The 22,807-nt window shown below is 55.9% G+C and carries 18 protein-coding genes and 3 pseudogenes; 9 read left to right on the forward strand and 12 right to left on the reverse strand.

What is annotated here, in order from left to right; all coding sequences use genetic code 11:
• Positions 1–70 precede the first annotated feature (70 nt).
• Entirely contained in the window at positions 71–2,446 is a 2,376-nt protein-coding gene (locus tag AC6ROY_RS01710) for an endonuclease MutS2 (protein WP_500098291.1), read from the reverse strand.
• Between the two features lie 221 nt (positions 2,447–2,667).
• Here AC6ROY_RS01710 and AC6ROY_RS01715 point away from each other — a divergent pair, with 221 nt between their 5' ends.
• The 5 genes from AC6ROY_RS01715 to AC6ROY_RS01735 all read left to right on the forward strand — a co-directional run bounded on the left by AC6ROY_RS01715 (position 2,668) and on the right by AC6ROY_RS01735 (position 7,093).
• Positions 2,668–3,036, forward strand: coding sequence for a phage holin family protein (locus tag AC6ROY_RS01715; protein WP_500098222.1), 369 nt, complete (start codon positions 2,668–2,670; stop codon positions 3,034–3,036).
• A gap of 228 nt (positions 3,037–3,264) precedes the next feature.
• Positions 3,265–3,657, forward strand: coding sequence for a cupredoxin domain-containing protein (locus tag AC6ROY_RS01720; protein ID WP_500098223.1), 393 nt, complete (start codon positions 3,265–3,267; stop codon positions 3,655–3,657).
• Positions 3,658–3,761: 104 nt separating this feature from the next.
• Positions 3,762–4,460 (forward strand): SDR family NAD(P)-dependent oxidoreductase, encoded by a 699-nt coding sequence (locus AC6ROY_RS01725; protein ID WP_500098224.1) that lies wholly within the window; start codon positions 3,762–3,764, stop codon positions 4,458–4,460.
• A 132-nt stretch (positions 4,461–4,592) separates the two neighbouring features.
• Entirely contained in the window at positions 4,593–5,312 is a 720-nt protein-coding gene (locus AC6ROY_RS01730; RefSeq protein WP_500098225.1) for a response regulator, read from the forward strand.
• On the forward strand, positions 5,309–7,093 hold the full coding sequence (locus AC6ROY_RS01735; RefSeq protein ID WP_500098226.1) for a sensor histidine kinase: 1,785 nt from the start codon (positions 5,309–5,311) through the stop codon (positions 7,091–7,093). The genes AC6ROY_RS01730 and AC6ROY_RS01735 overlap by 4 nt, the downstream gene beginning before the upstream one ends.
• A 469-nt stretch (positions 7,094–7,562) precedes the next feature.
• On the opposite strand, the gene AC6ROY_RS01740 is transcribed toward AC6ROY_RS01735, so the two are convergent.
• The 5 genes and pseudogenes from AC6ROY_RS01740 to AC6ROY_RS01760 all read right to left on the reverse strand — a co-directional run.
• Positions 7,563–8,120, reverse strand: coding sequence for a CvpA family protein (locus AC6ROY_RS01740; protein ID WP_500098227.1), 558 nt, complete (start codon positions 8,118–8,120; stop codon positions 7,563–7,565).
• Positions 8,121–8,123: 3 nt separating this feature from the next.
• Positions 8,124–12,203, reverse strand: a complete 4,080-nt coding sequence (locus AC6ROY_RS01745) for a hypothetical protein (RefSeq protein ID WP_500098228.1) — start codon at positions 12,201–12,203, stop codon at positions 8,124–8,126.
• A gap of 226 nt (positions 12,204–12,429) precedes the next feature.
• Positions 12,430–12,615, reverse strand: a pseudogene (locus AC6ROY_RS01750) (zinc ribbon domain-containing protein); the annotation flags it as partial.
• 273 nt (positions 12,616–12,888) lie between these two features.
• On the reverse strand, positions 12,889–13,143 hold the full coding sequence (locus AC6ROY_RS01755) for a helix-turn-helix domain-containing protein (RefSeq protein WP_500098229.1): 255 nt from the start codon (positions 13,141–13,143) through the stop codon (positions 12,889–12,891).
• Between the two features lie 319 nt (positions 13,144–13,462).
• Positions 13,463–13,567: pseudogene (locus tag AC6ROY_RS01760) on the reverse strand (IS607 family transposase); the annotation flags it as partial.
• Between the two features lie 210 nt (positions 13,568–13,777).
• Here AC6ROY_RS01760 and AC6ROY_RS01765 point away from each other — a divergent pair.
• A pseudogene (locus AC6ROY_RS01765) lies at positions 13,778–14,020 on the forward strand (TauD/TfdA dioxygenase family protein); the annotation flags it as partial.
• Positions 14,021–14,349: 329 nt separating this feature from the next.
• Here the strand turns inward: AC6ROY_RS01765 and pheT are convergent.
• The 3 genes from pheT to AC6ROY_RS01780 form a co-directional block, all read right to left on the reverse strand.
• Positions 14,350–16,800, reverse strand: coding sequence for a phenylalanine--tRNA ligase subunit beta (gene pheT, locus AC6ROY_RS01770; RefSeq protein ID WP_500098230.1), 2,451 nt, complete (start codon positions 16,798–16,800; stop codon positions 14,350–14,352).
• A gap of 21 nt (positions 16,801–16,821) precedes the next feature.
• On the reverse strand, positions 16,822–17,856 hold the full coding sequence (gene pheS, locus AC6ROY_RS01775; RefSeq protein ID WP_500098231.1) for a phenylalanine--tRNA ligase subunit alpha: 1,035 nt from the start codon (positions 17,854–17,856) through the stop codon (positions 16,822–16,824).
• A 417-nt stretch (positions 17,857–18,273) separates the two neighbouring features.
• The gene (locus tag AC6ROY_RS01780; protein ID WP_500098232.1) at positions 18,274–18,843 is read right to left on the reverse strand and encodes a hypothetical protein; all 570 of its coding nucleotides are present in this window, start codon (positions 18,841–18,843) and stop codon (positions 18,274–18,276) included.
• A 156-nt stretch (positions 18,844–18,999) separates the two neighbouring features.
• Here AC6ROY_RS01780 and AC6ROY_RS01785 point away from each other — a divergent pair, with 156 nt between their 5' ends.
• The 3 genes from AC6ROY_RS01785 (at position 19,000) to AC6ROY_RS01795 (ending at position 20,018) form a co-directional block, all read left to right on the forward strand.
• Positions 19,000–19,473: a hypothetical protein gene (locus tag AC6ROY_RS01785; RefSeq protein ID WP_500098233.1), complete on the forward strand. Its 474-nt coding sequence runs from the start codon at positions 19,000–19,002 to the stop codon at positions 19,471–19,473.
• A gap of 36 nt (positions 19,474–19,509) precedes the next feature.
• Positions 19,510–19,734: a YwbE family protein gene (locus AC6ROY_RS01790; protein WP_500098234.1), complete on the forward strand. Its 225-nt coding sequence runs from the start codon at positions 19,510–19,512 to the stop codon at positions 19,732–19,734.
• A gap of 110 nt (positions 19,735–19,844) precedes the next feature.
• On the forward strand, positions 19,845–20,018 hold the full coding sequence (locus AC6ROY_RS01795) for a hypothetical protein (protein WP_500098235.1): 174 nt from the start codon (positions 19,845–19,847) through the stop codon (positions 20,016–20,018).
• A gap of 101 nt (positions 20,019–20,119) precedes the next feature.
• On the opposite strand, the gene AC6ROY_RS01800 is transcribed toward AC6ROY_RS01795, so the two are convergent.
• The 3 genes from AC6ROY_RS01800 to AC6ROY_RS01810 form a co-directional block, all read right to left on the reverse strand.
• Positions 20,120–20,563, reverse strand: a complete 444-nt coding sequence (locus tag AC6ROY_RS01800) for a hypothetical protein (protein WP_500098236.1) — start codon at positions 20,561–20,563, stop codon at positions 20,120–20,122.
• Positions 20,564–20,593: 30 nt separating this feature from the next.
• On the reverse strand, positions 20,594–21,172 hold the full coding sequence (locus AC6ROY_RS01805) for a Uma2 family endonuclease (protein ID WP_500098237.1): 579 nt from the start codon (positions 21,170–21,172) through the stop codon (positions 20,594–20,596).
• A gap of 291 nt (positions 21,173–21,463) precedes the next feature.
• Positions 21,464–22,759, reverse strand: coding sequence for an S-layer homology domain-containing protein (locus AC6ROY_RS01810; RefSeq protein ID WP_500098238.1), 1,296 nt, complete (start codon positions 22,757–22,759; stop codon positions 21,464–21,466).
• Between the last annotated feature and the right edge of the window lie 48 nt (positions 22,760–22,807).

A 22,807-nucleotide genomic window follows, 5' to 3' on the forward strand; every position in this document is an offset into this window, starting at 1 on the left:
CACAGCTTGCAAAGCCTTACTGCGCTGATTCATAGTTATTCATACGAAGCTAGGTGACGGACGTTTCAGATTATTTTAATTCGGCCACCGTAACTCCGGCCCCGCCTTCGTTGTAGTTGCCCATCCGCTGGCTTTTGACATGCCGATGTCTGCGGAGATAGTCCTGAACGCCCGAGCGCAGCACCCCGGTGCCTTTGCCGTGAATAATGTAAACCTGCGCAAAATTGGCCAAGTACGATTCGTCGAGAAAGCGGTCGATTTCCACAATCGCCTCCTCCACATTCGCTCCCCTCAGGTCCAATTCCATCTTCGCGTTGTCGTCCCGCGTCCGCTTCAGGCTGGAGGTTGCCTTCGGCTGCTGCTGCGCCTTGGGCTGCGATGCGGCAGCCTTGAAGAGCTGCACATCCTTCTTGTTCACCTTCATCTTGAGGATGCCGAGTTGAACCGTGACCTCCTGATCGCCGACCAGCTCCACGACATGACCGCGCTGGCCGACCGACGTCACCAGCACCTCGTCGCCCGGCTCCAGGCGATCCGGCTTGCGCGGCGCGGCGCCGGACGAGGGCTGCCTCGACCGCAGCTCCGGCGCGGCGTTGTTCAGCTTGCGTTTCTGATCGCTGATTTTATGATCCTTGACGCCTGCGCCTTCCTCGCGCTGCAGACGGCGCAGCTCGGCGATGACCTCCTCGGCCTCGCGCCGCGCCTTGGCCACCGCTTCGCCCGCCTCCCGCTCCGCGCGCTCCAGCAGCTTGTCGCGCTGCGCTTCGAAGCGCTCGCGCTCGCGGCGCAGCTCCTCGCGCTGCCGCTCAACTTCGCCGCGCAGCTGCGCAGCCGTTGTCCGCTCCGCTTCCGCCTGGAGCGTATTTTCCTCCAGCGTCGCAATCATGGATTCGACGCGCTGCTCCTCCTCATCGACCTGGCCGCGGGCATGGTCGATGATCGGCTTCGGCAAGCCAAGCCGCGCCGCGATGGCAAAAGCGTTGCTGCGGCCCGGCACGCCGACCAGCAGCCGGTACGTTGGACGGAGCGTCTGCACGTCAAATTCCATGCTTGCATTTATGACCCCAGGCCGGTCAAAGGCGTACGCCTTCAGCTCCGAATAATGCGTCGTCGCCAAAATACGGCAGCCCATCCGGTGAATATAATCGAGAATCGAAATCGCCAGCGCCGAGCCTTCCGCCGGATCGGTTCCCGCCCCAAGCTCGTCGAGCAGCACCAGGCTTTTGGGCGTCATGTCCTTCAGAATCCGGATAATATTCGTCATATGACTGGAAAACGTACTCAAGCTTTGCTCAATGCTCTGTTCATCGCCGATATCGGCATAGATCGCATCGAACACACAAAGCTGGCTGCCTTCCTCGGCCGGGACAAACAAACCGGACATGGCCATCAGCGACAACAAGCCGACCGTTTTCAGCGAGACGGTTTTACCGCCGGTATTCGGCCCCGTGACGATGATGGAGGAATAGTGGTTGCCCAGCTCGACATCGAGCGGTACGACCTGATCCGGCGCAATAAGCGGATGGCGTCCCCGCTTGAGCTTGATAAATCCGCGGTCGTTCAGCAGCGGCAGCGTCGCCTTCATCTCGCGAGCCAGCCCTGCCTTGGCAAAAATAAAATCAAGCTCCGCCAGCGCATCCACATTGACGAGCAGCGTATCCGCCGACTCGGCAACGAGCGCAGTCAGCATATGCAAAATTTTCTCGACTTCCACTTCTTCCTTGAGCTTCAGCTCGCGTACCCGGTTATTCATCTGGACGACGGCTTCCGGCTCGATAAACAGCGTCGCTCCCGATGCCGACTGGTCGTGGATCATGCCGCCAAAATGGCTCCGGTATTCCTGCTTCACCGGAATGACATAGCGGTCGTTGCGCAGCGTGACCAGATTATCCTGCAGCATCTTCTGAATCGACGGAGTGCGCACCATTTGCTCCAGCCGCTCGCGCGCCTTGGACTCGCTGCCGCGCAGCTCCTGGCGAACGCGGGCCAGCTCCGGACTGGCGCTATCGACCACGTTCGCATTTTCATCAATACATTGGCGCACCTTATCTTCCATCAGCTTGTGATCGGTCAGTCGGTCCGTCAGCTCAAGCAGCAGCGGAATTAAATATTCCCCGTTCACATCTGCAAGAAACTTGCCGAGGCGGCGTCCTCCCTGACTGGTCATGGCGACATCGAGCAGCTCGGTTGTGTTCAGCATGCCGCCGATCCGGGCGCGATGCACGGCGCTGCGGATATTGCGGATGCCGCCAAACGGAGCGCCGCCCTTCAGACGGTCAACGTTGACCGCTTCCTCCGTCGCCTGCAGACGTCCTTTCACCTCTTGAAACTCACCGCTCGGGGCCAGCTCCATCACCAGCTCATGGCCTAATGAAGTGGAAGCATGATGAGCGCAACGCTCCAGCACCGCATGAAAATCAAGCGTATTTAATATTTTCGGATTCATAATTGTTGTTGGTTTCATAGGTTTCTGTAAGGAACCTGCCTTTCCTGTCCTTCACTTGCACGCGCTTGCTATACAGTTGTATTATAGCCGACTTGCGGATTCAATGCGAATGGAATTGCCTCAACCTCCCACTCATACTGCCTCTGACTTCCGGCAAGCCTAATTGGTGCAGCCGGATCAACATCCGTGGGTGCCATCATCTCATGAGGAGGAATCGTCTGATGCATCTGCTAGGCCATCTTGTCCGATTTATCGTCTCAGCGCTTATGCTTCTTGTCGTCAGCTGGATCGTTCCCGGATTTTCCGTTGGAGGCTTCTGGAGCGCCTTTTTCCTTGCTCTCGTGATCGCAGTGGCCGCCTGGGTCATCGAGGGCGCCTTCGGCAAACGGATTACGCCGTTTGGCCGCGGAATCGTCGGATTCCTGGTCAGCGCTTTGGTCATCTGGGCTGCGCAATTCATCGTGAGCGGAGTATCGACAAGCGTGATCGGCGCCATTTTGGCCGCACTGGTCATCGGGATCATTGACTTGTTTATTCCTGTAAAAACTCCGTTCGAGCAAGGCATCAGCGGTCGGGAGCGCGCGAAATAGCAAGCGCCGGCTCTGCTGATCTGGAAGCAGCCGTGTCCCTGACGCGGCTGTTTTTCATGCGCCAATCTCCAGTTGTACCATACGCCATAAACGGTGACGACAGCCAGATAAAATTCAACTATAAGCAAGTTGACCGCTTTGTTGTCACCCGTTTGACACAGCCAATTTTGCTGAAATCAGGTATGCTGAACATAGAACGAAGACCATATTGAGAGGGGATTTTTTTAAATGAAAAAATGGATCGTTTCCATCTCCGCCATTGCCTTGATTGCTGTTATGACAGGCTGCGGCGCCAAGCCGGAGCCTACGGCCACACCGGCTCCAAGCAGCCAAACCAATGCTTCAGCAGGCGGAACCAGCCAGCAGGTAAAGCTGGTGGCAAGCAATTACCAATTTGATCAGAAAGAATACAAGGTGAAAAAGGGCGAGGACGTCACCTTCACTCTGGAAAATAAATCCGGTCTGCATGGCATCGCCATCAACGGGCTGAATGTAGAGCTGAAGGGTGACAAGCTGTCCGCCACAGTCAAGCCTGAAAAAGCGGGCACCTACGATATTATTTGCAATATCCCTTGCGGCTCGGGCCATATCAGCATGAAATCCAAGCTGATTGTTGAATAAGCGGCGCATAGAGCTTTTCTTATAAGCTTGATCAGGAATGTTAATTTCCCCTCTCCGGCCCTGCTTGGTATAATAGGCAAAAACAAACCGAAGGGACGGAGCATATGTCGGATCTCACGTATCTGCAAGGAAAAACGGCGATCGTCACAGGAGCCGGAACCGGGCTTGGCCGCGCAACAGCGCTGGCGCTGGCCGCTCATGGCGTACAGGTCGCCTTAGCTGGACGAAGGCTGGACAAGCTGAAGCAAGTTGCCGCAGAAATTACAGCGGCAGGCGGCGCCGTGCTTGCCGTACAAGCGGACATTAGCCGCGAGGCGGATGGAGCTCGTCTTGTCCGCGAAACGCTGGAACGGTTCGGCGGCATCGATATATTGATCAATAACGCCGCTGTATTTGAAGCCGGGCAGGTCGCGGAGACGCCGCTGGATTCATGGAACGAGCAGATCAACGTGAATTTGACCGGCGCTTTTCTGATGACACGCGCGGTGCTTCCGGCCATGCGCGAGCAGCAAAGCGGGCATATCGTAAACATTACCTCGTCGCTCGCCACCAACGGCGCAGGCGGCTTCGCGGCTTACAGCGCCAGCAAGGCCGGATTGGAATCGCTGACCCGAACGACGTCCGAGGAAGAAAGCCGCTTCCGGATCATTGCGAATTTATTTAATCCCGGTACAGTCAAATCAGATATGCATGCCACCGGCAAAGACCCCGCAACCATCGCTCCGGACATCGTTGCGCTGGTAGCCATCACCAATATCGGCTTCTCCGGTCAGCTTGTCGAAGCAGGCAGTGTGCTGGAGTAGCGGAACAGAGGCAGTCTCTCCCGATTCGTTCGGGGCAGGAGGCTGCTTTTATTTGTTTGGAAAGCTGAATCATCGGCGCAGTTTAACGGGAATTAAGCTAAGCTTGGTATAATCAAGACTTGGAGGGATGTTATGCTAAACGCCAGATTATTGCTGATTGATGACGAAGCGTCCATTGTCAGGCTGCTGGAGATAATGCTGCGCAAGGAAGGATTCCGGCACATTTATACGGCGCATACGGCGCAACAGGCGCTGGAGCTGCTGACCAGGCACGGAGCCGATATTATTTTACTTGATGTGATGCTGCCCGACCAGTCGGGCTTCGAGTTATGCATCAGCCTCCGGGCGATTTCGGACGCCCATCTCATTTTTTTGACAGCGAGGACATCGGATCTGGACATCTTGACCGGCTTGACGGTAGGCGGAGACGATTATGTCACGAAGCCGTTTAATCCGCTTGAAATCGCCGCCCGCATCAAAGCGCGGCTGCGCCGTGGCCTGACGACTGCAAGCGGACAAGGCGAGGAAGCGGGACCCCGAGGCCTGTACAATTACGGCCACTTTACATTGGATGAATCCGGCTGCGAGCTGCGGGTCGGCGGAGTTGCTGTCGCTTGTCCCGCCCTCGTGTACCAGTTGCTGCTGTTCCTGTGCCGCAACCCGAACGTCGTTTTTTCCAAATCACAATTGTATGAAGCCATCTGGGGGCTGGACGGCATCGGTGACGATAATACCGTGATGGTCCATATCCGCAAGCTCCGTGAGCGAATCGAGCCGGATCCCGGCGCCCCGCGTTTCTTGGTGACGGTGCGCGGACTGGGCTACAAGCTGGTGCGGGATAAAAACGTATGAGAAACATCAGGCGGAGACTGACGTGGCACTTCATGTATCCGTTTTTTTTCCACTGGCTGTTTATGCTGGCTACGATGCTGGCCGGTCTGCTGCTCATGCTGCAATATATCAGCCATCAGGAGCTGAGAAAAGACGTGCCCGCCCAAACGCTTGACTCCCTCATCCTTGACTCTGGCTGGGGCGAGCAAGCCTTGACTGTTCCGAATAGCTGGACCATCTCCTTGACCGAGCGCGGCTACTGGCTCCAGGTCGTCGATTCCGAGGGCAATGTCATACATACAATCAATGCGCCTCCTGAGCTGAACAATGCCTATAGCGCTGCCGAGCTGGTCCGGATCGTCGAGCAGGGATCGCTGGGAGACTACAATGTATTCGCCCAATTGAATGAATCAAACGGGCGGAGCGACCTCTATCTGCTGGGCCTCAAGGATACCCGCAAGGAACGTCTGCAAGCCTGGATCGGCCAATATAGCTCCGAGGGAATGATTCGGCCGGAGGCCATCCATGAGCTGGAGGGGCTGTTGGCGCAAGCCGGCGAATTTATTCAAGTCGTCGGGCCCGCAGGAGATATCAGGCAAACCGTCGGATCGGGAAGCCGCAGCGAGCCGTATACGCCGATGGAGCTGGTTGCGATGCAAATCGAGCCGTGGACCCAACTCTCCAGAGCGTATGTGCACTACGATGAAGCCTCCAGGCAAGTATGGATGCTTCATCAGGCGCCGACCGGGCCAACCGTCTCCAGGCTGTCTACCATGCAAAACATCATCTGGTTTTTGCTAGGAACCGCCGGACTGGCGCTGCTGCTGACCTTAAGCCTTTCCATTTGGCACGGCTACCGGTACGGGCGACCGCTGCTGCTGTTTGCATCGTGGTTCGAGCAGTTGGGCACCGGGCATCGTCAGGAAGCGCTGACAGAGAAGGACCGTCGCAAGGTATATCGCAAAAACGGCACAATCCGGCTTCGGTACCGACTGTACAAGGAGGTGATCGACGCCTTCTACTTGATGGCCGACCGTCTGGATGAGGCTGAACGGGAACGGACGCGACTGGACGAAACACGCGAGGAATGGATGTCGGGCATCTCCCATGACCTGCGGACGCCGCTGGCAACTATTCAAGGCTACGGCCATCTGCTGGAGAGCAATGCCTATACCTGGTCCGACGACGAGTTAGAACAGATGGGTCGGATGATTCGGGAAAAAGGCGATTATATGCTGGAGCTGCTGCAGGACTTCTCGCTGACCTTTCAACTCAAAAACCGCAGCAGTCCCTTTTTGCTGACGCCTACGGAACTGAATGAATGCACGCGTCGGGCAGTGCTGCGTTATGTGAATGATGCGACCTTGCAGCATGTTTCGTTTCATTTCGACGGCGCTCCGTCTGAACTGATCATTTGCTTGAATACGATGTGGTTCCAACGAATGCTGGACAACCTCATCACCAATGCGATCAAGCATAACCCGCCAGGCATCTGCATTACCATCCGGACCCTGGCAGATGCAGCCGATGGCCTCGTAATCATACAGGATGACGGTGTCGGGATGGATGCAGAAACGCAGCGCAATTTGTTTGAGCGCTACTATAGGGGGACACACACGGAGGCTGGCGCACACGGCAGCGGGCTGGGGATGAATATCGCCAGATCGATCGTGATAGCCCATCACGGCACCATTGAGGTGGAATCGCAGGAACAGGTGGGAACGACGATCCGGCTTCGTTTTCCGTTGGCTGCCCAGGATCAATCCGCCCTGGAGCGCAAGGCTGCGAATTCGCGACTTTGAAGCGAGCTGAACATGTAAAAAGCCAGCCAGCATCGCCTCTGCTGAAATGGAGGTCTTGCTGGCCGGCTTTATTAGTTTACTTTTACTGCAAGCTGTTGCTTTTACTAGGGCGTGTCTGAAAACGCTGAAGCCAGCAGATTTTGCCGAATTTTCGTTCCAAACGAGAAAGTTTTCCGCAGGCGTACCGGGGCACGTCAAGGTAAAGTGACGCGGCAAGGGGCGAAAAGGCGGTAAAAGATGCACTTCAGCGATTTCTGAGACACGCCCTGGCACTGTACGCCCCCGCAAATTCGTCGGCATCAGGACAACCGGGTCCAGCAGAGCAGCGGCCCAAGGCCCAACCATCCGGGCTGTCCAGCCATTGTGGCTGTGCCCGGCATGATCCCTCGCGGCCGTCAACACATCGGGTCTGTCAGGACTCTTCTCGCTAGGTCTGTCAGGTCCGGCAAGTCATCAGAGCCGCCAGAACTTAGATCCCGTCAGGCACGGGTCTGGCTTGCCAAAGCTCCTTCAGCTTGTCGGCGATCAAGGGGGTATGCGCCACGATGTACGGGGCGGAAACGGAGCTGTTCAGCAGTTTCTGCGCCGTATCGCTGGGCAGCACCGTCATGACCTGCACAGCAATCAGCGCAATGATCGCCGCTTCGAGCAAGCCAAGCGCGGCTCCGCTCCATTTGTTCATTGCCTTGAGGCCGGGCGCGGCGGCCAGCCATTGGAGCAGCCTGCCGACAATGCCGAAGGCCAGCTTGGTACCGAACAACAAAATGCCAAAAGCCAAGGCATGGTAGATGTACGTATCCACGCGCAGCTCCTGAGCCAGCAGTTGATAGCGGCCGTACGTCTCATGTCCGGACAAGTTTATCACGCTTTTAAGCAAAGGCGCCACTTGTTTGTAGCCCAGGAAAGCCACCAGGTAGGCCGCGAATAAACCGGCGAACGATACCAGCTGGCCTACAAACCCTCTGGCATACCCTAAAGCAAGTCCCATCGCGGCGATGACAAGCAAGCCGTAATCCAGTCCGTTCATCCGCTAGTCCTTCTCGACAAGCTCAATCCATTCATTGTATTCAACCTGAAGCTTCTCATATTCCGTCTGCAGCAGTCCCAATTCCTGGAACACCCGCTCTGCCTTTTCCTGCTGCTCATCATATTCACTTTGCAGCGCCTTATGCAGCTGAGCCTGCTGCTTCAGCTCAAGCTGAAGCTCGTGGTAAAGCTCATGCTGCAGCCGCAGCTCCTCGCGGTTCGCGGCCAATTCCTTCTGCAGGCGAGCCGACTCCGCAGCCGTCTTGTCCAGCTCGCTTAGCTTTGCAGCCTGGGCAGCGAGACGCCCGGTCAGCACGTTATGCTCATCCAGCGAATGCTTCTGCTTATGCTCCCACGCCGCGCATTGCTCCTGCAGCGCCCTGCCGATTTCTTCCGCACGGCGCAGTTCGGACTGCAACGCAGCAAGCTGACGCTCTCTGTCTGACAAAGCCTGATTGATTTCCTCGTATCGGCCTTGCTGCTCCTCGCTTTCCAGCTTGCTCCGCGCCTCCTGCTCCGCCAATCGGGCGGCCAGCTCCTGGTGCTTTCTCTGCAATTCGTCAATCACTTCCTGCTGGGCGTGCAGCTCCTCCTGACGAGCCAGCATGCCTGACCGCAGCTCGTCTGCCAGCGCTGCCTGACTTTCACTGCGCTGCTGCCATTGACTGCTGCTCTCCTGAATCTGTAGGTTGTACGCCTGCTGCTGGGCAAGCTGCCGTTCCAACTGGAGGCTGCGCTGCTCGCGCTCGTTCAGCTCGGCCTGCAGCTCTGCGCCGCGCGCGGACAAGCTGTCCGCTTCCTGCCGCGCTCGTGCTTGCGTCTGCTCCAGCTCGGCTGTACGGCGGTCCTCGGCTTGCTCAAGCTCAACGATGCGACGTGCTTCCGCTTGCTCCAGCTCCGTGCGCAGCCTTGCCTCCAATTGCTCCACCGCCTCACGCAGCTTGGCTTCAGCCTGCTCCAGCGCAGCGCGATGCTGCTGCTCCGCCTGCTCAAGCTCGGCAATGCGGCGGGCTTCGGCTTGCTCCAGATCGGCGCGCAGCTTCGCTTCCAACTGCTCTGCAGCTTCACGCATTGCCGCTTCCGTCTGCTGCAGCTCTGTCCGCAGTTCGGCTTCTTTGGCCTCAGCCTGCTTGCCTTCCGCTTCGGCACGAGCCTTCGCCTGCTCCAGCTCCTGATACAGCGCCTGCTGCAGCTCCAGTTCCTCGGCTTGCTCCCGCTGCTTCTGACGCTCCGCTTCCAGCTCGGAATTCAACGATTCCGCTTGCAAAAGCAGCGCCCGGCCTTGCTCCAGCTGCTCTCCGAGCTGAATTTGCAGCCTGCGCTGCTTTTCCTGCTGTACTTCAAGCTCCGCCTGATGCTGCTGCTCCGCTTCCTCCGTCTGCCGGGCAAACTGCGCTTCCCGCTCAGCCAACCGTTCCCCGGCCGCTGCTGCGCTTTGTGCCGCCTCTTCGATCAGACGCGCAATTCGATGCTCAAGCTCCTGCTGACGTTCGCCCTCTGCTTCAAGCGCTGCCTTGGCCTGTTCGGCGGCTTGTTCTATTTTCGCCCGCAGCTCCGCTTCTTCAAGATTGTTCCGCTCCAACGTTTCATGATGGAGCGCCAGTTGAAGCTCAAGCTCCTGCTGCCGATCGTTAAGCTGCGCTTGGAGCTGATCATACTGCTCGCTCAATTCAGCGATCTGACGGTCGCATTCGGCCAGCCGGGCAGCGTGTTCTGTACGCTCCGTTTCGATCAAGCTTTCAAATTGTATACGCTGACGCTCGCGTTCAGCCTGCTCAGCAACCAGCTTCCTGTCGAATTCCTCCAGATGAAGCTCCTGATCCTCAATCTCCGCCGTCAATAGCTCATCAAATTCGACGCGTTGGCGCTCTCGCTCCTCCTGCTCGGCGGCCAGCTTACTTTCCAACTCGGCACGCTGGCGTTCTCGCTCCTCCTGCTCGGCGGCCAGCTTACTTTCCAACTCGGCACGCTGGCGTTCTCGCTCCTCCTGCTCGGCGGCCAGCTTGCTTTCAAATTCGGCGCGTTGGCGCTCTCGCTCTTCCTGCTCGGCGGTCAACTTGCTTTCAAATTCGGCTCGTTGGCGCTCGTGGTCTTCCTGCTCGGCGACCAGCTTGCCTTCAAACTCGGCGTGTTGGCGATCACGCTCTTCCTGCTCAGCGATCAACGTGCTTTCAAATTCGGCTCGTTGGCGCGCGTGGTCTTCCTGCTCGGCGACCAACTTGCCTTCAAATTCGGCTCGTTGGCGCTCTCGCTCTTCCTGCTCGGCGATCAACTTGCTTTCAAATTCGGCTCGTTGGCGCTCGTGGTCTTCCTGCTCGGCGACCAGCTTGCCTTCAAACTCGACGCGTTGGCGATCACGCTCTTCCTGCTCAGCGGTCAACTTGCTTTCAAATTCGGCTCGTTGGCGCTCGTGGTCTTCCTGCTCGGCGACCAGCTTGCCTTCAAATTCGGCGCGTTGGCGCTCGTGGTCTTCCTGCTCGGCGACTAGCTTGCCTTCAAACTCGACGCGTTGGCGATCACGCTCTTCCTGCTCGGCGGTCAACTTGCTTTCAAATTCGGCTCGTTGGCGCTCGTGGTCTTCCTGCTCGGCGACCAGCTTGCCTTCAAACTCGGCGCGTTGGCGATCACGCTCTTCCTGCTCGGCGATCAACGTGCTTTCAAATTCGGCTCGTTGGCGTTCCTGCCCCTCCATCTCAGCCGTTAACAAATCCTCTAGCTCCGCACGCTGACGCTCCTGCTCGGCCCGCTCCGCCTCCAGCTTGCTCTCGAGCTCCGCACGCTGGCGCTCCTGCTCGGCCCGCTCCGCCTCCAGCTTGCTCTCGAGCTCTGCACGCTGACGCTCCTGCTCGGCCCGCTCCGCCTCCAGCTTGCTCTCTAGCTCCGCACGCTGACGCTCCTGCTCGGCCCGCTCCGCCTCCAGCTTGCTCTCTAGCTCCGCACGCTGACGCTCCTGCTCGGCCCGCTCCGCCTCCAGCTTGCTCTCTAGCTCCGCACGCTGACGCTCCTGCTCGGCCCGCTCCGCCTCCAGCTTGCTCTCTAGCTCCGCACGCTGACGCTCCTGCTCGGCCCGCTCCGCCTCCAGCTTGCTCTCTAGCTCCGCACGCTGACGCTCCTGCTCGGCCCGCTCCGCCTCCAGCTTGCTCTCTAGCTCCGCACGCTGACGCTCCTGCTCGGCCCGCTCCGCCTCCAGCTTGCTCTCTAGCTCCGCACGCTGACGCTCCTGCTCGGCCCGCTCCGCCTCCAGCTTGCTCTCTAGCTCCGCACGCTGACGCTCCTGCTCGGCCCGCTCCGCCTCCAGCTTGCTCTCTAGCTCCGCACGCTGACGCTCCTGCTCGGCCCGCTCCGCCTCCAGCTTGCTCTCTAGCTCCGCACGCTGGCGCTCCTGCTCCTCCTGCCCGACAATCAGCAGCTGCTCATAATCAGCACGCTGCTGCTCCCAATCGGCAAGCTCCGCTTCCAATCTGCCTTCCAGCTCGCCGCGCAGCTTCTCGCCTTCGCCCAGCAGCCCGCTGATCCGCTCCAGCTCACGCGCTTGCTCCGCGCTCCGCCCCTCGTATTCATGTGCGCGCTCCACGGCTGCCGCAAGCTTAACCTCCAGCTCCGCCTGTAAAGCAAGCTGACGCTCCAACCGCTCCGCCGTCTCCGAAAACTCCGACTCAATCGCCTGCTTGTGCTCTGCAAGCGCTTCAAGCTCCTTGGCCAGCTCTGCTTCTCGCGTCTCAAGCTCCGCCCTGCGCGTCCGCAAATCGTCACGCTCCAGCACTACAGCCGACAACAGCTCGCGCTCTGCGGCCAGCTCCTGCTGCAGCCGCTCCAGCAGCTCAGTCGCAGCCGCTACATCCGCTAATGCCTTGTCGAGCTGGCGCTGCTGATCTTGCGAATGATCAATTTGTTCCTGCATTTGCGTCCATTCATCAGCCATATTTACAGCAGCCAGTACGGCAATTTTCGGAAGATCCAATCTCGGACTGCCGGATGCGATCCGATGCATCTGATCATTGACTACAGCGACAACGCGTTTTATATAGGAGGGACTGGACCTTGAAACCAATTTATATTGGGTGCCGTAGATGTCGACGGTCATACGTACTTTTTCTTCACCGCTCACTCAGGTTGTCCGTTACTGGAAACTTATAAAAAGTTATAAACCACCATCATATATCTCGATGTTAATTTACATCTCTTATGTTCCATTCCTTATTCATCGTGTTCTCTTTCGCTATTTCTAGCTACTCAAGTGGTCTCAACACTCCAAAGGCGTAAATTCCCCACAAACGTATGGGTACATATCTATGGTGTCTTTTAAGTGACTATGCCATAGATAGTGCAACGGATTCCTCCTTTATTTTTATTAGACCATAATTTCTCAGATTAACGCTTGCTTGATAGTCTCGATCCATTTCAAGTCCACAATTATCACACTTATAGGTTCGATCAGATAACTTTAAATCTATCTTTTTCTGACCACAACAAGAACATCGTTTACTTGAAGGATAGAACCGATCCGCCCAATTTAAACCATCGAATCACATTCTTGGATTACTATATTTAATATGATCACCATACGGCACTCTACCGTTCTCAGCAAGACGTATCCAGTTGAATTTTTGTTTATTCTGTTTTTTGCTTTTTGTTAATTTCTCAAATTTAACATGTGTGCCAGTGAATTTTATTTTATCTGTATCCTGATAGACTTTAAGATCACTATGCTTTTTACTTTTAAAGTTAGGAAATCTTGATAAACCTTTAAAAAACTTATGATAAGCATCTCACGTATCTTTTATTGCTTGTTTTACAATATTATTACTATATTTATTTAACCACTGGTACTCAGGAAGCTTTTTGAGCTGCGTAAAGTTCTTTCTCAATTCTTTATCACTGATAAATCTTCCACCGTTTCTATAGTTCTCTTGTTGTTGATGCAGTGTCCAGTTATAAGCGAATCGAGAAACACCCGCACATTGGAATAATTTCGATTTTTGTTTATTATTAGGATGAATTTCAATTTTCACCCCCTTAATCATCCTCAATCAACTCCTGAATTAATTTTTTAACCTTATTTGCTCTTTTATACGAAAAATTCCTTTAGCCGCAGTAGAAAACTATGAAGAGCTTGCGTCGGAGCCGAAGTTTCTCTCAACAATAGCGCAAAAAAGCCCCTATGAGTCTATAACACTGGCTTTTTTCTGTGAAAGACCCGCTTTCATGCCGGGTTGCCGCGGAAGGCCACGAATGTTTTAATTGCTGCCACTTCCTAAATGTCTGAGATAATTTCAAACGACTCACCTTTAGCAAGTAAATATGTCTTCATCATTATCCACTTGCCTTTCCAAAATCCTCTTTATTACCTGTATGATGCGGCTTTAATTTCCCTTGTTTATCCCAATTCCTCAAGCTTTGAGGTGTTTTACCTTCAATTTTTGAAAATTCATGTATGGCATACTTCAATTATTCGATATACAGAATCGCTTTTCCTGCTACCTGACACGATGAATTGACAAGTGAAAGCGGGGAATAACTGCACGGTTACCTGCGGGTTTTCCGTTTGGGAATAAGCGCTGGCTCGCCGTCATCATCGGACGTCTCGCGGCGCCTTCCAGCGATCGGATTGCCTAGACCTGGCTTCGCTCTCAAACCGCTTTGCTGGAGTGACTCCAGGATTCGCAGCGGCTGCTGGGTGTGCTGCAGGAGCATGTGACGCGGCTGGAAAATACCGTTCGCTGGCGTTGGGCCGCGGGCGACGTCATGATTTGAGACAATCGCGCTATCCAGCATTATGCCATCAATGATTACGGCAAGCAGCATCGCGTCGTCCGGCGTATCACCCTTGCCGGCGATATCCCGGTCGGCATCGACGGCAAGCGCAGCGTCAGCCTGCTCCCGGAGCCGCAAGCAAATTGACATAGCTCGCATCCGTCAGCCCTAACACGGTCAGCTCCGTCTTCGTTACGTTACAAAATCAAGCCTCCCGGCCCGCTTGGATAGCAGGCCGGGAGGCTTGTCGTTTTGCTTGATGATGTCCACTCTTGCTCAAGTACCAATACTACGCAGCCAGCCGAACCGAAGCCATGCAAGTACCGGCATTCGTTGGCTCTATTCGGCGCCAGATAGCCCGCTGACGCGTCCGGTCAGACAGGCCAACGGCTAAGGCTCACCAGGCCTGCTCGGCCCTGCTCGTCTCTCAGCCGCTCTAGCCCTCGAGAGAGCCGACCGTGGCGCGGCGGTTCAGCTTACTTGCGCAGCTCCGCTCCGTAACCGGCTTCCAGTGCAGCCACAACGCGGCCGTGCAGCTCGCTGACCTCTTCATCCGTCAGCGTACGGTCCGCTGTCCGGTACACCAGGGCGATCGCAACGCTTTTCTTGTCCGCTCCAACCCGGTCGCCCATGTAAATGTCGAACACCTGGATCGACTCCAGCAGCTCGCCAGCCGTCTCACGGGCCAGCGTGATCAGCTCGCCAACCGCAACCGAACGGTCCACAACCAGCGCCATATCGCGCGAGCTGGCCGGGAAGCGCGGCAGCGGGCTGTAAGCGAAGCGGTCCGAAACCAGCGTCGTCAGCGCGTCCATGTCCACTTCCAGCACATACGTATCGGCCAAATCCTTCGCCTGCTGCAGCGCCGGATGAAGCTGTCCGATCGTGCCGATCACGCGACGCGTACCGTCCAGCGAAGCTTCGATTCCGGCCGTGCGTCCCGGATGGTAGCCTTCCGCCTGCGTCTGCACATACCGTAAGCCTTCAATGCCGAGGTACGACACGACGCCTTCGAACACGCCCTTGAGATCGTAGAAGTCGACATCGCCCGGCTTGCCCGTCCAATGCAGCTCGCTGCGCTTACCGGTCAGCAGCGCCGACAGCAGCAGCTTTTCCTGCGGCTGACGGGTAAGCGTCGTCTCGTCGGTCAGGAACACCGGCGCAATTTCAAACAGCGCCACATCATCGTTATTGCGGTTGCGGTTATACACAGCGGCATCAATCAGATGCGGGATCAGGCTCGTACGCAGTACGCTGCGCTCCTCGCTCATCGGCATCGCCAGCGCAACCGGCTTCGCTTCGCGGTACATGCCCGGGAATGCGGCAATTTGCTCCGGATGCGTATACGAATACGTAATCGCCTCATGCAGCCCGCTGCCGTTCAGCAAGCGGCGCACCGTGCGGCGTACCGCCTGCTCAGGCGTCAGCGAGCCCGGCGTCGTTTCCGTATTCATCAGCGTCGTCGGAATGTTGTCGTAGCCGTACAAACGGGCCACTTCCTCGATCAGATCGACAGCAAGCGTAATATCGCCGCGGCGGCTAGGCACATGCACCAGCAGCCCGTCCTGCTCCAGCGGCTCTACCGCAAAGTTCAACCGGCCGAAGATCGCCGTAATGTCTTCGACCGACAGCTGGGTCCCCAAATACGTATTGATCCGGCTCGCCGTAATCTCGATTTGCACCGGACGATGCTCGCTGACAACCGTTTCGACGATTCCGGCAGCCAGCTGCCCGCCGCCCAGCTCCGCGATCAGCGCAGCGGCACGATCCAGCGCCGGAATAACCGCCTCCGGGTTCACTTCCTTCTCGAAGCGCAGCGACGCTTCCGAACGCAAGCCGAGCTGACGGCTCGTTTTGCGGACCGTTCCGCCGTCGAATTTGGCCGACTCCAGCAGGATGCGGGTCGTGCCTTCCGTCACTTCCGAATTCGCTCCGCCCATCACACCCGCCAGCGCAACCGGCTTCGTACCGTCCGTAATCAGCAGCATATGCGGCTCCAGCGTCCGTTCAACACCGTCCAGCGTGACCAGCGTCTCGCCTTCGCGCGCATAACGGACGTCAATATGACCGCCCTCCAGCTGATCCGCGTCAAACGCATGCAGCGGCTGGCCGTATTCCAGCATCACATAATTTGTGATGTCCACAATGTTGCTGATCGGACGAATGCCTGCCGCCATCAGCCGATTTTGCAGCCAGAGCGGGGAAGGGCCGACCTGCACGCCTTCGATCAGACGCGCCGCGTAATGCGGGCAGGCATCCTGAGCCGTAATTTCCACGGAGATGCGGTCAGCCGCCTGTACAGCCGCTTCCTTGTCGCGTTGTCCGGCTTCCTGCGCCGGCAGGCGAACCTCACGGCCGAGAATCGCACCGATTTCATAAGCTGCGCCGAGCATGCTCAAGCAGTCGGAACGATTCGGCGTCAGGTCGAGGTCCATCACTTCGTCGCTGAGCGCCAGCACATCCAGAATGCTTTCGCCAATTTGCGTATTCGCAGGCAGCACCAGAATGCCTTCCTGAATTTCCTTAGGCAGCAGCTTGTCGTTCATGCCCAGCTCCTTGGCCGAGCAAATCATCCCCTGCGACTCCACGCCGCGCAGCTTCGCACGCTTGATGACCAGACCGTCCGGCAGCTTCGCGCCGATTGTCGCTACCGGCACCTTTTGGCCTGCGTCCACATTTTTCGCGCCGCAAACGATCTGCAGCTCCTCGCCTGTACCGACATCCACCTTGCACACGTTCAGCTTGTCTGCATCCGGGTGCTTCTCCTTGGAAATGACGTACCCGACGACAACGCCGGTCACCCCTTTGTTGCGGCTTTCAACGATATCCACCTCGATCCCGCTGCGGGTCAGCTTCTCAGCCAGCTCCGCTGCCGTGTGATCGGCAATATCGACATATTGCGCCAACCATTGATAAGAAACGTTCATCGCTCGTAGCTCCCCTTTCCCTTACAAGTGAACGAACTGCTTCAAGAACCGCAGATCGTTCGTATAGAAATGCCGGATATCTTCAATATCGTACTTGAGCATCGCAATCCGCTCGACGCCGAGCCCAAATGCGAACCCGTTATACTCCTGCGGATCGTAACCCGCCATCTCCAGCACCCGCGGATGTACCATGCCGGAGCCGAGAATTTCGAGCCAGCCTGTATGCTTGCACACCCGGCAGCCGCTGCCGCCGCACATCGCGCACGTCACATCGACCTCCGCGCTTGGCTCTGTGAACGGGAAGAAGCTTGGGCGCATCCGGATTTTCGTTTGCTCGCCGAACAGCTCCTGCATGAAGCGCAGCAGCGTCCCCTTGAGATCGCTCATCCGGATGTTGCGGTCGATCACCAGTCCTTCAATTTGCGTAAACATATGGGAATGCGTCGCATCGTCGTCATCACGCCGGTACACGCGTCCCGGACAGATGATTTTGATCGGCACCTGGCCCTTGCGTTTCTCCAGGGTGCGTACCTGCACCGGCGAGGTTTGCGTCCGCATCAGCAGTTCCTCGGTAATGTAGAAGGAATCCTGCATATCGCGCGCCGGGTGGTTTTTCGGCAAATTCAACGCTTCAAAGTTATAGTAGTCCTGCTCGACTTCGGGCCCCTCTGCAACCGTATAGCCCATCCCGATGAAAATATCCTCGATCTCCTGGATGACCTTGTTGATCGGATGCTGAGCGCCCTGAGCCGCCGGGCGGCCGGGCAGCGTAACGTCAATCGTTTCGGACGCAAGCCGTGCCTCGGTTTCCGCCCGGTTAAACGCCGCCTGCTGCGCTTCGATCACTTCTTCAATCGCGCCGCGCACCTCGTTGACGACCAATCCGATCGCCGGACGCTCCTCTGCGCTCAAGGCGCCCATGCCGCGCAAAATTTCCGTTAACGGCCCTTTTTTTCCCAAATACTTGATCCGCAGCTCGCCAAGCTGCTGCTGGCTTTCGACGCCCGCCAGCTCGCGCAGCGCCTCTTCCTTCAACTGCAACAAACGTTCCTTCATGTTCCTGCTCCCTTCCAAATTTTGAGTGGACAACGCAAAAAAGGCTTTTTCTCCCGGTAAGGGACGAAAAAGCCGTGGTACCACCCTTGTTAGACCGTTGCAGCCATACAGCATCATGCTGCCTTCGGTCTCACTTCATTGAACATAACGGTTCGAAAACCGGTGACCCTCTACTGGCCGCAGCGCCATCCGCCAATTGATCTGGCTCGGGCTGTCCGACGTTCAAAGGACTGCTCGGGAGCGAATTTCGGCAGCCTGATTCTAACGGTCCCGCTCTCAGTCTCCGGCGGTTCCTCCCTGTGAAGAAGCACTGCGTACTTGTCTCCGTCCATGCATTTATCAGTATGGATTTACCAAGTATTATATGCAATCGTCGCCGCAGATGCAAGGGGGCAATCCGGCTTCAACGGCGCGTCCTCAGGTTACCAGCTCACGCGTACGAGCCCTTACGGCTTCGACAATTTGTCCGACCGTGCGGTCCAGCTCCATATTTTCAACGACGATTTCGCAGTTTTTCCGGTACGCGACTTCATCGGTGTATTGCGCGACGTAGCGCCCGACGACCTCATCCGGCACGCCCTTGGCGGCCAGCCGCTCCAGAATCATCCGTTTGCCTACGTAAATGAACACACGCAGCGCTTGATCCTCAAACCGCCGCTTGAACAGCTCGGTCGCCTCCGGGTTCAGCACCAGATACGCTCCCGACGAAGCTGCGAGCGCGGCATCCAGGTCCACACCCTTGATCCCGTAACGGTAGCCGTTAATATGCGCAGTTTGCACAAACTCGCCCGCTTGGTAAGCCTTTTCAAAATCGTTCTCGCCTACATACCGGTAAAAATCGCTATTCGTCTCACGCCGTCTCGGTTCACGGGTCGTGTAGGACACCACTACGGACAAGTTCAGCGCCTCTCCGACCCGCCGCGCCGCGGACTTCCTTCCCGAACCTCCCGTACCGGTAAACAGAAGAAGCATTTGCCGACTGGTCATTGTGATCACTCCTCATCTCAAAGCATGTCTTCTATCTTTATTATAGTACGAATTTTCTGATAATTAAAGCGGTTTTTTGCTTTCTTTTTTGCGAACAACGCTCGCTGTGATATAATCAACCACACTATACTTGTTGATGAAAAGTGAGGCTTACCTATGTTAACTTACGAGCAAAAACGGGCTGTAATTGAAGCATTTCCTGAACTGACGCGCAAAGAGGTTTCGCTCGGCCGCGTTAATTACCACTATGAAAACAGCGGTTACGACAAAAAAATCGTCGTCTACCACCTGCATCCGAACGGCAACGGGTTCGTATTCGCCGGACATTTGACCGACGTTGAATCGGACGACCGCGGAATGGTGAACATTCGGGACTATGGCGCTGACGAGCTGCGCGCGCTGGTCAAGGCTTCGATCCTGTCGCTTGCGCCGAAAACGGCAGCCGAGCTGGCGGTCAGCGGTACAGCCGATGACGAGGAACGTTGGCACGGTCCGGATAACCAGACGCTGCTGCTGGTCCACGAGGATGAGCTGTGGTACGTCTACGCAGGACTTAACCTCGAATCGGCGTTCGAAACGTATGAGGAAGCGGTGCAATATTTGCAGGAGGAAGGCTTTCGGCGGCCGTAGCGCTGCCAAGGTCAGATTGGAAAGGAGGTACCGGTCATGGCAAACGCGGGACAACAGCGAAGCCACATTCGTCCCGGTCTTGAGGTCGATATCGTGCTGAAGCAAGATCAACGTACCGGAAAAACGACACGCGGCATCGTCAAGGACTTGTTGACCAATTCCCCGACACATCCGCACGGCATCAAGGTCAGACTGCAATCCGGTCTGGTCGGCCGGGTCAAGACGATCCATTCTCCCCCTACGAACAACCGCACAAGCTGACGCGCTGCCGTAATTGACAAGTTCCCTCTTGCCAACAGGGGAACTTGCGTTCTATAATGGGAACATATATTCTTATTCATCCCAGACATTATAGCGATCAGGTGATAGGTATGGATTCCAAACATTTCTACGAAGAGCTGCGTGTGAAGTTCAAGGACGAGGACCGGGCCAGACTGGTCATGCAGCAGCTCAAAACGTACCAGGAAAGCAAGCAAAAACGAAAATGGTGGCAGAAGCTGCCGTTTTCCAGACAACCCAAAACGAAACCCGCTCCATGGGAATAACCGGTCTGGTTTTACGTGATTTTGTTGTTGCCAGCCGGATTGTCCAACGACTGACCGGATTTGTCGCGACAAGCTTATTTCATTGGCTATCCCTTTCGTTATCAGCCGCCTTCAACGACCGTCAGCCGGATGCCGTTGCGCACCGCCCATGTTTGAACAGCTGACCATGCAGCAGGAAATTGCTCGCCGGCAAAAGCCAAGTCCCCGCAGCCCCAGCACCGTCTGCTGTGAATCGACAATACTCGCCGGCTCTCCCTTAGCCTGATCTCGATAATATCGGCCCGCTTGTAGACGCGATATCCGGCCACAATCAGCGCATCCTGCGCGATCCGCAGCGTGTAGCGCTTGCGCGTCATACGCACAAGCAGCGCCAGCGAAGCTGCGACTAATCCGGCTAATGCCAGAAACAGCAGCGTCCGCTCATATCCGACATGGGCTTGCTTAATGCTTTGTATGAGCGCTGCTCCCGCAATCGTTGTCCATCCGGCGATCCAAGCGCTCCATCGGCCCGGCCGGGTCAACGCATACACATCCGAATTAGCCATCCTTTGCTCCTCCTTCAGGCAGCTCATCCGCTAATCTGGCGATGACTCCAGACTGAACAGCCTGTTCATCGGCACCTGCAGCTCCTTGAATATAATAGATTGAATCGTCTCCTGCTCCGTATACAGATGCCTGATCTGATAGCTGCCATTTTGCCATGCATACACATGAACCGTTCGATTGCCGGGATCGACGATCCAGTATTCAGGCACCCCATACTTTTGATATAAATTAAACTTTTCATTAAAATCCTTCAAGGCCGTCGATGGCGACAACACTTCAATCATGAGGGTCGGCGCCCCGTGACAGCCCTTTTTCGACAGTTGCTCTTTCGCGCATACAACAGAAAGATCCGGCTGGACAACATGGTCAGGGGACTTGGAATCGTCGCTTTCGCTAAAATAAACATCAAATGGAGCCACGAACACGTAACAGCTTCGATTTTGGAAAAAAGCTCTGAGCGCAAAATGAAGCTCTCCGACAAGAAATTGATGCAAGGTGGTCGGGGCGGGGGCCATATTGTAAGCTTGACCGTTAATTAATTCCCAGGCGCCTTCCCAGGTCAGCCAATCCTGGTAGGTATGAAATTTTTTTTCATCCGGATTTGACATGATGCTCAGCCTCCTTCTGAAATGGTTGGCTCGTCTACTTGCCCATACATACAAGTTTACCATGGGCAATGATCCGCCGCCACGTGACTCGTTTGTTCACATCAATTCATCATTCCGGCACGTTGGCCTTCCTGCCTTCTAGTCTTGTCCGCTTCCCGAAAAACATAAAACCCGCACAGCCATGTAATTATAGCTATGCGGGCCTGGTCCAGCTTTATGCGAATACGGAGGATCACTGCTGGCCGCACAAGCCTTGCTAGGGTATCTGAAGCCTGCTTCATTCAGCTAAGGTTACTTCTTTTTCCGATTCAGCGATATCGTACCCACGGACCCGTCAGTTGCAGTCATCCTCTCCACGTATAAGGTGGACCCAATCCCGGTCCATATCGTTCGCGGCTTTCCAACCTGCAAGAAATCAGAGAAATCCCGATAGACGTGGTCGCTACCGAAATTTCTTGGCAACGTTTCGTATCCAAAATGCCCCGGAGCGTCCCCGAGAATGACAACGCCAGCTAACAGCTTGTGGCTTTCCCAGTAATCGCTCGGCAGCATCATCTTACTTGCCGCCGTGACAGTCGTTTCCACAAATCTTCCGAAAGTATTGCCCATCACTTCAGTGAACATACTTCCGTAGATGCCTCTCGCCTCGCTGCCTACCGGTTCGGTATAATCAATGACGATCATCCGATTTAAAATAAAACTGCCGCGCCCTCCATCCAGCATAAACGTTTTCCCCATAATATTATAAACCGGCAATTCGACCCCTTGATCGTCTACAGACCATGTTGCATTCCCTAGACTTACCGCATTCGTACCGTACAAGCCAACCTCTCTGAGCTCATTCAAGCCTCTGTAGCTCTCCGCCTTGCTCCCCTCGATCGTTGCATACCGATAAAGCATAACTGCTACCTCTGCCCGCGTTGTTGCGGCGTTCAGCCCGAAGCTTTCGTCGGGGTTCCCCTTCATGAGCCCTGTTCCTCGCACAAGCGCAATATAGGGTACCTGTTCCGCTCTGATTCCTTCCTTGTACGTCTCGGTAAACGGCAATAAGGTGCCTTCAACCTCCTTCAGCGCGGTAGCAAAGCTCGCTTCACTGCGTACCAGCCCCTGTGCAAGCCACTTCGCCAAATCCACTCTGGTCATCGCTTCGTTTGGCCTAAAGCTGCTGCCTGGCGCATCCTCCGGCTTAATAAACCCGGCTCCAACTGCTGCATGGATGGCACTCGCACCCCAATAACTATCAGGTACATCTGTGAAGCTTCCGCTGCTTCCATCCTGTTTGTTTTTGGTTATCCGCACGAATAGACTTGCCAGCTCTGCTCGTGTGATCAAGCCATCAGGCTTGAAGGCTCCATCCTCGTATCCTTGAAAATAGCCATCACCAACCGCCTGCTTGATCGTCGCTTCAGCCCAGTGTCCCTGAATGTCTGCAAAAACTATGGACGGACTCCCAGCCTCGACCGGATGCTCTATACGACGGTCGAGCAAGCCATCGGCTCCTGCCGCCGCAGCCATGCCGCCCTGAAGCAGCATACTGATGGCGACGATGCCTGCTAGCAGATGCTTGAATGTTGTGTTCATGTTCATATTCATGTTCTCCTCTAAGCATCTAAGCTATATTGTACAAACTAACCT

This window comes from Paenibacillus sp. sg306046 (genome assembly GCF_059821225.1).